We start from the raw sequence: 12,403 nt of genomic DNA on the forward strand, positions 1-12,403 counted from the left end.
AACCATTTATACGCTACAAGTAAGCCAGGCTGATTACATCTGTTTCGACTTTCATTGTGAAAAGTCAATTATCATGACAGAACATGTGCATTATCGGCTGGGAAAGGATGTGCATGACGGTGACCTGCAGGAATTCGGCACCACAAGGGAACTTTGCCTGGATTATCGGGGCGGGAGGGCTCAAAGGCTTTCATGGCTGAACCCCTGTTCCGGCGCGGTCCGCTGCGCCTTTTCCGGGAATTGGGGACCCGCTCACAAGTCGCACTGTGCCAGTTGCCGCTGACACTGGTGGTGGCTGCGCTTGCCGTGGCCACGCCGCTCGCCTGGCCCACTTTGCTGCAAAATCCGTTCTACATGTCCGGCATCGTCCTGCATGCCTTCCTGTTCGCAGCCTGCCTCCTGGTTCCCTGGGAGCGCCTGCCGCACCGGCCCTACCTGCTGATCCCCGTCCTGGACTTCCTGGCCATCGGACTGCTGCGCAACGGCGCCGCGCCGCTCCTTCCGGGCCTCGCCGTGCTGGTGGTCTTCCCGGTGATCTGGCTCTCCGCCTCAGGGATGCTGGTGCGGAGCAGCTGGTTGCTCAGCTTCGCCGGTACCCTGCTGATCATGCTGCCCGGTGCAGTGGGACGATTCCCCAACCTCACTGCCTCGGACGTGACCACCGTGTTCCTCTTTCCGCTGATGATGCTGGCCGTCTCGCTGGCTATCCGGTTCGCGAGCATGAACCTCCGGCTGCAGCAGCGCGAACTGGCAGAGAAGGACCGCGAACTCCGGCAACTGCTGCACGAAAGCCGGGAACGGGAGAAGCTGCTGGAGACTGTGCTCGAGGCCACCGACGTCGGCATTGCCGCCGTCGACCGTTCCGGGCGCTTCCTCGTTTCGAACGACCGGCAGCGGAACTTCCGCCGGGCAACGGGGGCCGACGACGCCGCCCCCGGGCAGGGGCACCAGCTGATCTTCGGGCCAGACAGGCGGACCCTGCTCCCGCCCGAAAGGCGGCCGGTCAGCCGCGCAATGGCCGGTGAATCCTTCGCGGATTACCTGGTGTGGGCCGGAGATGGACCGGAACAGCGGGCGATGTCCACTGCTGCCCGCCCGCTGGTGGCCGAGGACGGCACCCTCACCGGCGCCGTGGTGGTCTACAGCGACGTCACCGGCTGGGTGGAAGCCCTGGCAGCCCACCAAGAGCTGATCTCCAACGTCTCGCACGAGTTCAAGACGCCCCTGAACTCCATCATCGGCAACGTGGACTTGGTGCTGGACGACGTGACCGGCCTGCCGCCGCAGGTGGAACGGCGGCTCACCGTGGTGCAGCGCAATGCGGAGCGGATGCTGGCCCTCGTCTCAGACCTCACCGCCTCCGCGTCCACGGCCCTGAACGTGCACCCGAAGCGCACCGATCTGGCAAGCCTCGTGGAAACCAGCGTGGGCTCCGCGCAGGCCCAGGCAGAGCAGGCACACATCAAGCTCACGGCGGACGTTCCGTCGCCGCTCTGGGCCTATGCTGACCCCATCCGGATCGGCCAGGCGCTGGACAACCTCGTTTCCAACGCCATCAAGTACTCCCCCGACGGCGGCCGCGTCCTGATCAGCGCCAGCGCCGGCAGCGACTGGGTTCAGCTGAGCGTCAGCGATACGGGGATGGGCATGAGCAACGACGACGCCGGCCAGGTCTTCCGGCGCTTCTTCCGCACCGACGCGGCACGCGAGGCTGCCATCCCCGGCGCCGGGCTGGGGCTGTCCATCACCAAGATGATCGTGGAACGCCACGGCGGCAGCATCACCTGCGTCAGCGGCCAGGGCCAAGGGAGCACCTTCACGCTCACCCTGCCCGCGGACGGACCCCCGCCGTCGTTCTAGGGTTTCGACAGGCTCAACCACCGGTGGTTGAGCCTGTCGAAACCAAGTGCCTTACTCCCGCAGCGCCCGGGTGAGCTCGGCGCGTGCCAGCAGTTCGCCGTCGGACGGGTAGGCCACTTCCTCCAGGACCAGGGGGTGCGGCGCGGCCAGCACGGATTTGGCGTCCCGTTTCTTGGCGAGCAGCCGCTCATAAAGCCAGCCGGGTTCCACCACGCCTTCGCCCACATACAGCGCCGACCCCACCAGGGCACGGACCATGTTGTGGCAGAACGCGTCGGCCTGGACGGTGGCAACGATGACGCCGTTCTCACCGCGTGCGAACTCGAACCGCTGCAGGTCGCGGATGGTGGTGGCGCCTTCCCGCGGCTTGCAGAAGGCCAGGAAGTTCTGCAGCCCCAGCAGCTGGGCGGCGCCCTCGTTCAGCAGGCCGACGTCCAGCGGGTTCTTGTGCCAGAGCGTGGAGTACCGGCCCAGCGGGTCCCAGAGCGCGGGGCCGTCCGCAATACGGTAGCTGTAGCGCCGCCAAAGGGCGGAGAAGCGGGCGTCGAACCCTTCCGGCGCGGGAGCCGCGCGGTGCACCTCCACGGCGCCGTGCAGGTCGCCCAGCACGCGGTTCAGCGCCCCGCGGATCCGCCGCATCATGGCGACGGCGGGATCCAGTTCGTGGCCGCGGGCAAGTCCCAGCCACTCGGCTTCGGAAAGGTCCAGGTGGACCACCTGCCCGCGGGCGTGCACCCCTGCGTCGGTCCGGCCGGCCACGGTCACCCGGACGGGACGCCGGATCAGCAGCTCCAGGGCCTCCTCGAGGACGCCCTGGACCGTGCGCAGGCCCGGCTGCACGGCCCACCCGTTGAACGGGCCGCCGTCGTATGAAAGATCAAGCCGGATACGCAAAAACCCGCCGCCCCCTAAAGCGGGGGCCGCGGGTTTTTGGTCGTTCATAGACCCAAGTCTATGCGAAGCCGGTCAGCGAATTACTTCGCGTCCTTCTCCTCGGCAGCGGGGGCCTCAGCCTCTTCTGCAGGAGCTTCCTCAGCGGCCGGAGCCTCTTCGGTTGCAGCTTCTTCAGCGGCGGGAGCCTCGGTGGTCTCCTCAGCTTCGGGAGCTTCCTCGGCAGCCGGAGCAGCAGCGGCGGCTTCCTTCTTGTCAGCGTCGCGCTTGGCAGCGTTCGTTGCCTCGGCAACGACGGCCTGCTTGGCGGAAACCGGCTCAAGAACCAGCTCGATGACAGCCATGGGAGCGTTGTCGCCCTTGCGGTTGCCGATCTTGGTGATGCGGGTGTAGCCGCCGTCGCGGTTCTCCACTGCCTGGGCAATGTCGGTGAACAGCTCGTGGACAACGCCCTTGTTGCTGATCAGGCCCAGGACGCGGCGGCGGGAAGCCAGGTCGCCACGCTTGGCGAAGGTCACCAGGCGCTCTGCGTACGGCTTCAGGCGCTTGGCCTTGGTCACCGTGGTGGTGATCCGCTTGTGCTCGAACAGGGAAGATGCCAGGTTCGCGAGCATGAGGCGCTCGTGAGCCGGGCCGCCTCCGAGGCGCGGACCCTTAGTGGGGGTAGGCATAATTGTTTCTCCTCATGTGGAAGCCGTGGGCGGCACCCCGTGGTGCTGCCCGACGGCCAAGGTCTGGTTTAGAGTTCGTCGTCGCCGAAGGCGGCGTCGTCCTCTTCGATTGCTGCGGCGCGTGCTGCGAGGTCAAAACCGGGAGGCGAGTCCTTGAGGGACAGGCCCAGTTCAACCAGCTTTGCCTTGACCTCGTCGATGGACTTGGCACCGAAGTTGCGGATGTCCATCAGGTCGGCCTCGGAGCGGGCAACGAGTTCACCCACGGTGTGGATGCCCTCACGCTTGAGGCAGTTGTAGGAACGGACGGTGAGGTCCAGATCCTCGATCGGCAGTGCCATGTCGGCTGCCAGGGCAGCGTCGGTGGGCGACGGGCCGATCTCGATACCTTCAGCTGCGGTGTTCAGCTCACGGGCCAGACCGAACAGTTCCACCAGGGTGGTGCCTGCGGAAGCAACGGCATCGCGCGGGGCGATGGCCTGCTTGGTCTCGACGTCGACAATCAGCTTGTCGAAGTCGGTGCGCTGCTCAACACGGGTTGCTTCCACGCGGAAAGTAACCTTCAGCACCGGCGAGTAGATGGAGTCGACCGGGATACGGCCGATCTCTGCGTCGCCGGACTTGTTCTGAGCTGCCGAAACGTAGCCGCGGCCGCGCTCGATGGTCAGTTCGAGCTCGAACTTGCCCTTCGAGTTCAGCGTGGCGATGTGCAGATCCGGGTTGTGGAATTCGACGCCGGCCGGCGGAGCGATGTCCGCGGCGGTGACGACTCCGGGACCCTGCTTGCGCAGGTAAGCCACAACAGGCTCGTCGTGCTCGGAGGAAACCGACAGGTTCTTGATGTTCAGGATGATCTCGGTGACATCTTCCTTGACACCCGGAACCGTGGTGAACTCATGCAGCACGCCATCGATCCGGATGCTGGTTACGGCAGCACCGGGGATGGAGGAGAGCAGGGTACGGCGGAGGGAGTTTCCGAGGGTGTAGCCGAAGCCCGGTTCCAGCGGTTCGATGACGAACCGGGAACGGTTTTCGGAGACTACCTCTTCGGAGAGGGTGGGGCGCTGTGCAATGAGCACTTAGGTTTCCTTTCGGCGAGCATCCGCTATATGACGCAACACAGGTGGTGGAAATTCGGTCTGAGACTTAACGCGCTGGGCTTGCCCGGACCATTGCTGGTCCGGGCAAGCTCCTGCTGCGGAAAAGAATTAGACGCGGCGGCGCTTCGGGGGGCGGCAGCCGTTGTGGGCTGCGGGGGTGACGTCCTGGATGGAGCCAACCTCGAGGCCTGCGGCCTGCAGCGAACGGATTGCGGTTTCGCGTCCGGAACCCGGTCCCTTGACGAAAACGTCTACCTTGCGCATGCCGTGCTCCTGCGCACGCTTTGCAGCGGCTTCGGCAGCCATCTGGGCAGCGAACGGGGTGGACTTACGCGAGCCCTTGAAGCCGACCTCACCAGAGGAAGCCCAGGAAATAACAGCGCCGGTCGGATCCGTGATGGAAACGATGGTGTTGTTAAAGGTGCTCTTGATGTGCGCCTGGCCCAGCGCGATATTCTTCTTGTCCTTCTTACGCGGCTTGCGTACCGCGCCACGAGTCTTCGGGGGCATTTTTTCTCCTACAGAAAGTTATTGGGGAAAGCTCCGTTAATCCCGGCCGGGATTTTAACGGGCCTTCTTCTTGCCGGCGACGGTACGCTTCGGGCCCTTGCGGTACGTGCGTTGGTCTTCGTACGCTGACCGCGTACGGGCAGGCCCTTGCGGTGGCGCAGGCCTTCGTAGCTGCCGATTTCAACCTTGCGGCGGATGTCGGCTGCTACTTCGCGGCGAAGGTCACCCTCAACCTTGTAGTTGCCTTCAATGTAGTCACGCAGTTCAATCAGCTGGGCGTCGGTGAGGTCCTTAACGCGGACGTCAGCGCTGATGCCAGTGGCAGCCAGGGTTTCGTGTGCACGGGTCTTGCCCACGCCGTAGATGTAAGTAAGCGCAATTTCCAGCCGCTTTTCGCGGGGAATGTCTACGCCAGCGAGACGAGCCATAGTGGCAGTACTCCTTGAATAAACCGGAGGTCGTAGGCAGTACACCCGCACTTCTGTACGGCCCCAGCCTCCGACCGGGGGTTAGCTGTCCGGACTCTGTCGAGCTCAATGTTCCAGATCAGCTTGTGCTGCCTTTATTTACTTGCGTGGGTTAGCAACCCAGGGTTTCCCAGGAAAGGGAATTAGCCCTGGCGCTGCTTGTGGCGCGGGTTCTCGCAGATCACCATGACCCGGCCATTACGGCGGATCACTTTGCACTTTTCGCAGATCTGCTTGACGCTCGGCTTGACCTTCATGGCATTCCTTTGCGTGTAACAGTGGTCAACTGGAGCAGCAGCAGTTCATACTGACGCCGCCCAGCAATTTACTTGTAGCGGTAGACGATACGACCACGGGTGAGGTCGTACGGGCTCAGCTCCACCACTACGCGATCCTCGGGGAGGATCCGGATGTAGTGCTGACGCATCTTTCCAGAGATGTGTGCCAGGACGATGTGCTTGTTGGTGAGCTCAACGCGAAACATCGCGTTAGGCAGCGCCTCGGTCACAACGCCTTCGATCTCAATGACCCCGTCCTTCTTGGCCATACCCTCCGCTAACTGTTGTTGCCGCAGCCCTGCCGGATTGCACCAGGCATTGCCACGAACGTTTTTGTTGGATCAGTTGCCTGCCCCAGGCCCAAAAGGGCGCGGCAGTCCAGACAACCAACAAACAACACTACGCCATCGGGCCAAGAAAGTTAAATCCAGCCATGCTAGCGCATCTACCCGCCGTACGCACCATAGTCACCGGCCGGAGTGCTGACCGGCTCCGCGCTGGCAACACCGTCCAGGATCGCCAGGCGTACGACGTCGGCTGCCGCACTCTGCAGGGTTACCAGGCTGATTTGCCGGGCGGTTTCATCGCTCCGGTCCAGCGCCACACCGCCAGTGGCGAGGCAGAAGACGGTATCCCCGTCCGCGAGGGTGTGGCTGGGGTTCAGCGCCCGGGCGATCCCGGCATGCGATGCGGCGGCGGTCCGCTTGCATTCGGCCACATCGAGCACGGCATTGGTGGCCACCACAACGAGGGTGGTGTTCAACCCCTGGTGATTGAGCTTGCCGAAATCCCGGCCGCGGGTTTCGACAGGCTCAACCACCGCCTCCTCAACCACCGAATGCTCCACCAGCGGCAGGCCCAGGGCGTTGACCACAGCGAGGGCGCCAACCACCACCCCGCCTTCCAACGTTGCGGAGGCGGTGCCCACCCCGCCCTTGAACGTCCTGCCGATGAGTGCTCCCGTGCCGGCACCCACGTTGCCGCGTTCGACGTCGTGCCCTTCCATTTCAGCGGCCGCGGCAACCGCTGCCGCGTAGCCCATCTCGGGCGTCGGGCGGGCGGAAAAGTCGCCGCCCCTGCCAAGGTCGAAAATCGCGGCGGCCGGAACGATGGGCACCACTCCCCCCGGCACGGCGAACCCGCGGCCGTTTTCCTCGCACCAGCGCTGCACGCCGGCAGCGGAGGCGAGGCCGTAGGCGCTTCCGCCGGTGAGGACCACAGCGTCCACCTGGCTGACGAGGCTGGTGGGGTCCAGCGCATCCGTCTCATGGGTTGCAGGTCCGCCACCCTGGACGTCCACTGAACCCACCGTGCCGGGCGGCGGCAGGACCACGGTCACGCCAGTCAACCAGCCGGCCCCGATTTTGTGGACCTGCCCCACCCGGACACCCGGCACATCAGTCAGAGAACCCATGCGCCCATTCTGCCCCCGCATGGGTCATCGGCGGCGTAACTGAGATGCGTTTACTTAACCTATTGAATATCGATAGAATCATGTTGTTGTTCGATAAAGGAGAGTTCATGGGAAAGCTGGCAGTCCTCGCGCTGCGCATCGTCATCGCGCTGGTTTTGGCTGGTTCACTGTTCGTCCAGGTATGGATGGTGCCCCTGGTGTCCATCGACCTCCAGGAAGCCGCGGCCCCGGACGGGCTGCGGATCGCGTTCCTGGCCATCGTGGTCCTGGGCATCGTCTGCGTTCAGGTCACGGCGGTGTGCGTCTGGCAGCTGCTGACCATGGTGCGGCGGGGAACCGTGTTCTCCCACGGGGCCTTCCGCTACGTGGACATCATCTTCTGGGCCATCGCCGCGGCGGCAGTCCTCGTTTTTGGAATCGCCGTGCTGCTGGCCCCTGGGGACGTCGCGCCGGGCATCGTGCTGCTGATCTGCGGCGCCGCCCTGATGATCGGCGGCGTGGCCCTGATCGTGCTGGTGCTCCGGACCCTCCTGGCCCAGGCAGTGGCGCGTGATGCGGAGGCCAAGCACCTGCGCGATGAACTCGACGAGGTGATCTGATGGCCATCATCGTGGACATCGACGTTCTGCTGGCGAAGCGCAAAATGCCAGTGGGGGTGCTGGCAGAAAAAGTGGGCATCACGCCGGCCAACCTGGCGGTGCTCAAGAACGGACGCGCCAAGGCCGTTCGCTTCACAACGCTTGAGGCGCTGTGCGAGGTGCTCGAGTGCCAGCCCGGCGACCTGCTCCGGTGGGAACCGGACGGCGCTGGGACTGGTGGTTGAGCCTGTCGAAACCCCGCTTCGATTTCGACAGGCTCAATCAACGTCGGTGGTTGAGCCTGTCGAAACCCCGCTTCGATTTCGACAGGCTCAATCAACGGGTCCTAGGGGATCGGCACAGGGGTGACGCCGAGGGGGACAAGGTCCTCCGCGCCGCCGTCGGGCGCTGACAGGACCCAGATGCCCTTCTCGTGCACCGCAACGGAATGCTCCCACTGGCAGGAACGCTTGCCGTCGGTGGTGACCACCGTCCAGTCGTCCTCCAGCACGGCGGTTTCAATGCCGCCGCGGACCAGCATCGGCTCGATGGCAAGGCACAGGCCCGGCTTGATCCTAGGGCCGCGGTGGGTGGTGCGGTAGTTCAGGACGTCCGGCGCCATGTGCATCTCGGAGCCGATGCCGTGCCCCACGTAGTCCTCCAGGATGCCCAGCGGCTTGCCGGGAACCGACGAGACGTAGTCGTCGATGGCGGCGCCGATATCACCCACGTGCGTCCCGGTGGCCAGGGCCGCGATCCCCCGCCACATGGCGGCGCGGGTGACGTCGGAGAGCCGCTGGTCCTCCGGGTCGGCGGTCCCCACGATGACGGTCCGGGCCGAATCGGAGTGCCAGCCGTCCACGATGGCACCGCCGTCGATGGAGATGATGTCGCCGTCCTGCAGCACGCGGCTGCCCGGGATGCCGTGGACCACTTCCTCGTTCACGGAAGTGCAGACGGTGGCGGGGAAGCCGTGGTAGCCGAGGAAGTTGGACTTGGCGCCGGCCTCGTTGAGCACGGCAGCGAAGACATCGTCGAGGTGCTTGGTGGTGACGCCCGGGACGGCGGCGGCAACGGCTGCGTCCAGGGCGCGGCTCAGGACCAGTCCTGCCTCGTGCATGGTGCGCATCTGGGCGTTGTTCTTGAGTTCGATGCGGGGCTGGCGGAAGCCCATGGTGTGTCCTTTCAAATGGCTGAGGCTCCTCCCCTGTTCCGGGAGGAGCCTCAGAAAAACGGTGCCTGGATCAGGCTGCCTGTGCCGCCTTGATGGCCTGCATCACGCGGTCGGTCACGTCATCGATGGGGCCGATGCCGTCAACCTGGGTGAGGATGCCGCGCTCGGCGTACTTGGCCACGACCGCTTCGGTCTGCTCGTGGTAGAGGTCAAGGCGGTGGCGGATGACGGCTTCGTTGTCGTCGCTCCGGCCAGTTTCCTTGGCCCGGCCCAGCAGGCGGTGCACCAGTTCCTCATCGTCGGCAGTGAGCTGCAGGACGACGTCGAGCTTCTCGTCGCCCTTGGCGAGGATCTCGTCGAGGTAGTCCACCTGCGCAGTGGTGCGCGGGTAGCCATCCAGCAGGAAGCCGCTTTCGACGTCGGCCTCGCTGAGGCGGTCACGGACCATCTTGTTGGTCACGCTGTCCGGAACGAAGTCCCCGTTGTCCATGTACTTCTTGGCCTCGATGCAAGGGGCGTTTCGCCCTTTACATTGGCGCGGAAGATGTCGCCGGTGGAGATCGCCACAACGCCGAGGCGCTCTGAAATCCGCTCCGCCTGCGTTCCTTTTCCGGAACCGGGAGGTCCAATAATCAGCATTCTCGTCATCGCAAAAGCCCTTCGTAGTGACGTTGTTGTAGCTGCGCATCAATTTGCTTTACGGTCTCCAGGCCAACGCCCACCATGATCAGGATCGAGGTGCCACCGAACGGGAAGTTCTGGTTCGCGTTGATCAGTACCAGTGCCACCAGCGGAATCAGTGCCACGAAGCCCAAGTACAGGGCGCCGGGGAGCGTGATCCGGGAAAGCACGTACTGCAGGTAATCAGCGGTCGGCTTGCCGGCGCGGATACCTGGAATGAAGCCGCCGTACTTCTTCATGTTGTCGGACACTTCTTCAGGGTTGAAGGTGATCGCGACATAGAAGTAGGTAAAGAAGACGATCATGGCGAAGTACAGAACCATATAGATCGGCTGGTCGCCGCGGACCAGGTTGTTGTTGATCCATTCGACCCACGGCTGGAGCTGCTCGCCCTGCTGCGGCTGGTTGAACTGTGCAATCAGGCCGGGCAGGTAGAGCATGGAGGAAGCGAAGATGACCGGGATAACACCGGCCATGTTCACCTTGATGGGAATGTAGGTGCTGGTGCCGCCCACGGTGCGGCGTCCGATCATCCGCTTGGCGTACTGCACCGGGACCCGGCGCTGTGACTGCTCCACGAAGACCACCAGCGCCACGGTCAGCAGGCCCACGGCCAGGACGGTGAAGAACGTGGCCGGTCCCTGCGAGGTCCAGATGGCACCCAGGGAGGTGGGGAACGTCGCTGCGATCGAGGTGAAGATGAGCAGGGACATGCCGTTGCCCACACCCTTCTCGGTGACGAGCTCGCCCATCCACATGATCAGGCCCGTACCGGCGGTCAGGGTGATGATGATCAGGATGGTGGTGATGATGCTGTCATCGGGGATGATGGGCAGCGCACAACCGGGAAGCAGCTGGCCCGACCGGGCCAGGGACACCAGGGTGGTGGCGTTGAGCAGGCCCAGGGCGATGGTGAGGTACCGCGTGTACTGGGTCAGCTTGGACTGGCCCGACGCGCCCTCTTCGTACAGCTGCTGGAAGCGGGGAATGACCACCCGGAGCAGCTGGACGATGATGCTGGCCGTGATGTACGGCATGATGCCCAGGGCGAAGATGGACACCTGGAGCAACGCGCCGCCGCTGAACAGGTTGACGAGCTGGTACAGCCCGCCGGCCGTCTGACCGTTCTGCAAACATTGCTGGACATTCTGGTAGTCCACACCAGGCGAGGGAATGAAAGCACCCAAGCGGAAGATGGTGATGATTCCCAGCGTGAACAACAACTTGCGTCGCAGATCAGGCGTGCGAAAGGCCCGGCCAAATGCGCTAAGCAAGCGTCCTCCTGTGGTGTTTATAAGAGTGGTGTGATGGGGCCCAATAAATCCCAACAACCGAGTCTAACGGTTGGATGCGCCATGCGAACAATCCGCGGAAGCGCTGCTGCGCCGGATGGCGGGAAAAATACGGCGTGCGGATGTGAAAAACTCCCGATGACCGGGGCGTTGGCCCCGGTCATCGGGAGTTGAACAACGGGCTGTCGCCCACCGGCTCTAGAGAGCGGTGGTGCTTCCGCCTGCTGCTGCGATCTTTTCAGCGGCGCTGGCCGAGAATGCGTGGGCGGTGACGTCAACCTTGACGGTGATGTCGCCGGTGCCCAGCACCTTGACGGGCTGGTTCTTGCGAACGGCACCCTTTTCGACCAGGTTCTCCACGGTGACGGTGCCACCTTCGGGGAACAGCTCGTTGAGCTTGTCCAGGTTCACAACCTGGAACTCAACCCGGAACGGGTTCTTGAAGCCGCGCAGCTTGGGCAGGCGCATGTGCAGCGGCAGCTGGCCGCCGGCAAAGCCAGCCTTCACCTGGTAGCGGGCTGCCGTACCCTTGGTACCGCGACCGGCGGTCTTACCCTTGGATGCCTCACCACGACCAACACGGGTCTTGGCGGTCTTTGCACCCGGGGCGGGACGCAGGTGGTGAACCTTCAGGGCGTTCTGCTTTTCAGCCTGAGCCTTTTCGTTCTCTGCCATTTACTTCGCCTCCTCTACCTTTACCAGGTGCGGAACCGTGTTGAGCATCCCGACGGTCACGGCATCGGCGGTGCGGACAACGGTGTGTCCGATCCGCTTCAGGCCGAGGGACCGCAGGGTGTCGCGCTGGTTCTGCTTGCCGCCAATGGCGGACTTGATCTGAGTGATTTCCAACTGTGCGTCGGAGGGGACCAGGTTCTTAGCCATGACTAAACACCTGCCTTCGGAGCCAGGAGGGCCTTCACCAGTGCCTGCGGAGCGATCTCGTCCAGCGGCAGGCCGCGGCGTGCTGCCACGGATGCCGGCTCTTCGAGGCGCTTCAGGGCATCAACGGTCGCGTGGACGATGTTGATGGCGTTGGAGGAACCGAGCGACTTGGAGAGGATGTCGTGGATGCCCACGCACTCCAGTACTGCACGGACCGGACCACCGGCGATAACACCGGTACCGGCGGAAGCCGGACGCAGCATTACGACGCCGGCAGCGGCTTCACCCTGAACGCGGTGCGGGATGGTGTTGCCAACGCGGGGAACGCGGAAGAAGGACTTCTTGGCCTCTTCAACGCCCTTGGCGATAGCAGCGGGAACTTCCTTGGCCTTGCCGTAGCCCACGCCGACCATGCCGTTACCGTCACCAACGACGACCAGTGCGGTGAAGCTGAAGCGACGACCACCCTTGACCACCTTGGAAACGCGGTTGATGGTGACAACGCGCTCTACGAACTGGTTCTTTTCGGCTTCACGGCCACCGTCGCGGCCGCCACGGCCACCGCGGTCGCCGCGGCCCTGGCCGCGGTCGCCACGCTCGCCACG

Annotated in this window: 15 protein-coding genes and 2 pseudogenes; 3 read left to right on the forward strand and 14 right to left on the reverse strand. The window is 64.1% G+C overall.

Annotated features, from left to right (window positions below):
- Positions 1-192: 192 nt before the first annotated feature.
- Complete coding sequence (locus G205_RS14965; protein ID WP_009358716.1) at positions 193-1,860, forward strand: sensor histidine kinase; 1,668 nt, start codon at positions 193-195, stop codon at positions 1,858-1,860.
- 51 nt (positions 1,861-1,911) lie between these two features.
- Here G205_RS14965 and G205_RS14970 read toward each other — a convergent pair whose 3' ends face one another.
- The 8 genes and pseudogenes from G205_RS14970 to G205_RS15005 form a co-directional block, all read right to left on the reverse strand.
- Complete coding sequence (locus G205_RS14970) at positions 1,912-2,802, reverse strand: tRNA pseudouridine synthase A (RefSeq protein ID WP_035753290.1); 891 nt, start codon at positions 2,800-2,802, stop codon at positions 1,912-1,914.
- A 32-nt stretch (positions 2,803-2,834) separates the two neighbouring features.
- Complete coding sequence (rplQ, locus tag G205_RS14975; RefSeq protein ID WP_035753292.1) at positions 2,835-3,422, reverse strand: 50S ribosomal protein L17; 588 nt, start codon at positions 3,420-3,422, stop codon at positions 2,835-2,837.
- A gap of 68 nt (positions 3,423-3,490) precedes the next feature.
- On the reverse strand, positions 3,491-4,501 hold the full coding sequence (locus tag G205_RS14980) for a DNA-directed RNA polymerase subunit alpha (RefSeq protein WP_009358719.1): 1,011 nt from the start codon (positions 4,499-4,501) through the stop codon (positions 3,491-3,493).
- Between the two features lie 129 nt (positions 4,502-4,630).
- Entirely contained in the window at positions 4,631-5,032 is a 402-nt protein-coding gene (gene rpsK / locus G205_RS14985; RefSeq protein WP_009358720.1) for a 30S ribosomal protein S11, read from the reverse strand.
- A 54-nt stretch (positions 5,033-5,086) separates the two neighbouring features.
- Positions 5,087-5,460: pseudogene (rpsM, locus tag G205_RS14990) on the reverse strand (30S ribosomal protein S13).
- A gap of 182 nt (positions 5,461-5,642) precedes the next feature.
- Positions 5,643-5,756 carry a 50S ribosomal protein L36 gene (gene rpmJ, locus G205_RS14995; RefSeq protein WP_009358722.1) on the reverse strand — a complete coding sequence of 38 codons (114 nt, stop codon included), beginning with the start codon at positions 5,754-5,756 and terminating at the stop codon, positions 5,643-5,645.
- 68 nt (positions 5,757-5,824) lie between these two features.
- Positions 5,825-6,046 carry a translation initiation factor IF-1 gene (infA, locus tag G205_RS15000; protein WP_009358723.1) on the reverse strand — a complete coding sequence of 74 codons (222 nt, stop codon included), beginning with the start codon at positions 6,044-6,046 and terminating at the stop codon, positions 5,825-5,827.
- A gap of 176 nt (positions 6,047-6,222) precedes the next feature.
- Positions 6,223-7,191: a P1 family peptidase gene (locus G205_RS15005; protein WP_009358724.1), complete on the reverse strand. Its 969-nt coding sequence runs from the start codon at positions 7,189-7,191 to the stop codon at positions 6,223-6,225.
- A 107-nt stretch (positions 7,192-7,298) separates the two neighbouring features.
- Between G205_RS15005 and G205_RS15010 the strand changes: the two genes are divergently transcribed.
- Positions 7,299-7,790 carry a DUF2975 domain-containing protein gene (locus G205_RS15010; protein ID WP_009358725.1) on the forward strand — a complete coding sequence of 164 codons (492 nt, stop codon included), beginning with the start codon at positions 7,299-7,301 and terminating at the stop codon, positions 7,788-7,790.
- Positions 7,790-8,014 carry a helix-turn-helix domain-containing protein gene (locus G205_RS15015; RefSeq protein WP_009358726.1) on the forward strand — a complete coding sequence of 75 codons (225 nt, stop codon included), beginning with the start codon at positions 7,790-7,792 and terminating at the stop codon, positions 8,012-8,014. Before G205_RS15010 ends, G205_RS15015 begins: the two co-directional genes overlap by 1 nt.
- 101 nt (positions 8,015-8,115) lie before the next feature.
- On the opposite strand, the gene map is transcribed toward G205_RS15015, so the two are convergent.
- From map to rpsE, 6 genes and pseudogenes are all read right to left on the reverse strand, one after another.
- A complete protein-coding gene (gene map, locus G205_RS15020; protein WP_009358727.1) occupies positions 8,116-8,943 on the reverse strand; it encodes a type I methionyl aminopeptidase in 828 nt (275 codons plus the stop codon).
- A gap of 70 nt (positions 8,944-9,013) precedes the next feature.
- Positions 9,014-9,591, reverse strand: a pseudogene (locus tag G205_RS15025) (adenylate kinase).
- Positions 9,588-10,898 carry a preprotein translocase subunit SecY gene (secY, locus tag G205_RS15030; protein ID WP_009358729.1) on the reverse strand — a complete coding sequence of 437 codons (1,311 nt, stop codon included), beginning with the start codon at positions 10,896-10,898 and terminating at the stop codon, positions 9,588-9,590. The pseudogene G205_RS15025 and the gene secY overlap by 4 nt, the downstream one beginning before the upstream one ends.
- 216 nt (positions 10,899-11,114) lie before the next feature.
- On the reverse strand, positions 11,115-11,591 hold the full coding sequence (rplO, locus tag G205_RS15035; RefSeq protein WP_009358730.1) for a 50S ribosomal protein L15: 477 nt from the start codon (positions 11,589-11,591) through the stop codon (positions 11,115-11,117).
- Complete coding sequence (gene rpmD, locus G205_RS15040; protein WP_009358731.1) at positions 11,592-11,798, reverse strand: 50S ribosomal protein L30; 207 nt, start codon at positions 11,796-11,798, stop codon at positions 11,592-11,594.
- A gap of 2 nt (positions 11,799-11,800) precedes the next feature.
- Positions 11,801-12,403 (reverse strand): 30S ribosomal protein S5 (rpsE, locus tag G205_RS15045; RefSeq protein ID WP_035753298.1); only part of this gene is annotated, 603 nt, incomplete at its 5' end.

The sequence above is a fragment of the Arthrobacter nitrophenolicus genome, assembly GCF_000332815.1.
Lineage (GTDB): Bacteria > Actinomycetota > Actinomycetes > Actinomycetales > Micrococcaceae > Arthrobacter > Arthrobacter nitrophenolicus.

What these genes read in the sequence shown, in the direction of transcription:
- G205_RS14965 (WP_009358716.1), top strand. Translation starts at nt 193, where the DNA reads ATGGCTGAACCCCTGTTCCGGCGCGGTCCGCTGCGCCTTTTCCGGGAA.
- G205_RS14970 (WP_035753290.1), bottom strand. Translation starts at nt 2,802, where the DNA reads ATGAACGACCAAAAACCCGCGGCCCCCGCTTTAGGGGGCGGCGGGTTT.
- rplQ (WP_035753292.1), bottom strand. Translation starts at nt 3,422, where the DNA reads ATGCCTACCCCCACTAAGGGTCCGCGCCTCGGAGGCGGCCCGGCTCAC.
- rpsK (WP_009358720.1), bottom strand. Translation starts at nt 5,032, where the DNA reads ATGCCCCCGAAGACTCGTGGCGCGGTACGCAAGCCGCGTAAGAAGGAC.
- rpmJ (WP_009358722.1), bottom strand. Translation starts at nt 5,756, where the DNA reads ATGAAGGTCAAGCCGAGCGTCAAGCAGATCTGCGAAAAGTGCAAAGTG.
- infA (WP_009358723.1), bottom strand. Translation starts at nt 6,046, where the DNA reads ATGGCCAAGAAGGACGGGGTCATTGAGATCGAAGGCGTTGTGACCGAG.
- G205_RS15005 (WP_009358724.1), bottom strand. Translation starts at nt 7,191, where the DNA reads ATGGGTTCTCTGACTGATGTGCCGGGTGTCCGGGTGGGGCAGGTCCAC.
- G205_RS15010 (WP_009358725.1), top strand. Translation starts at nt 7,299, where the DNA reads ATGGGAAAGCTGGCAGTCCTCGCGCTGCGCATCGTCATCGCGCTGGTT.
- G205_RS15015 (WP_009358726.1), top strand. Translation starts at nt 7,790, where the DNA reads ATGGCCATCATCGTGGACATCGACGTTCTGCTGGCGAAGCGCAAAATG.
- map (WP_009358727.1), bottom strand. Translation starts at nt 8,943, where the DNA reads ATGGGCTTCCGCCAGCCCCGCATCGAACTCAAGAACAACGCCCAGATG.
- rplO (WP_009358730.1), bottom strand. Translation starts at nt 11,591, where the DNA reads ATGGCAGAGAACGAAAAGGCTCAGGCTGAAAAGCAGAACGCCCTGAAG.
- rpmD (WP_009358731.1), bottom strand. Translation starts at nt 11,798, where the DNA reads ATGGCTAAGAACCTGGTCCCCTCCGACGCACAGTTGGAAATCACTCAG.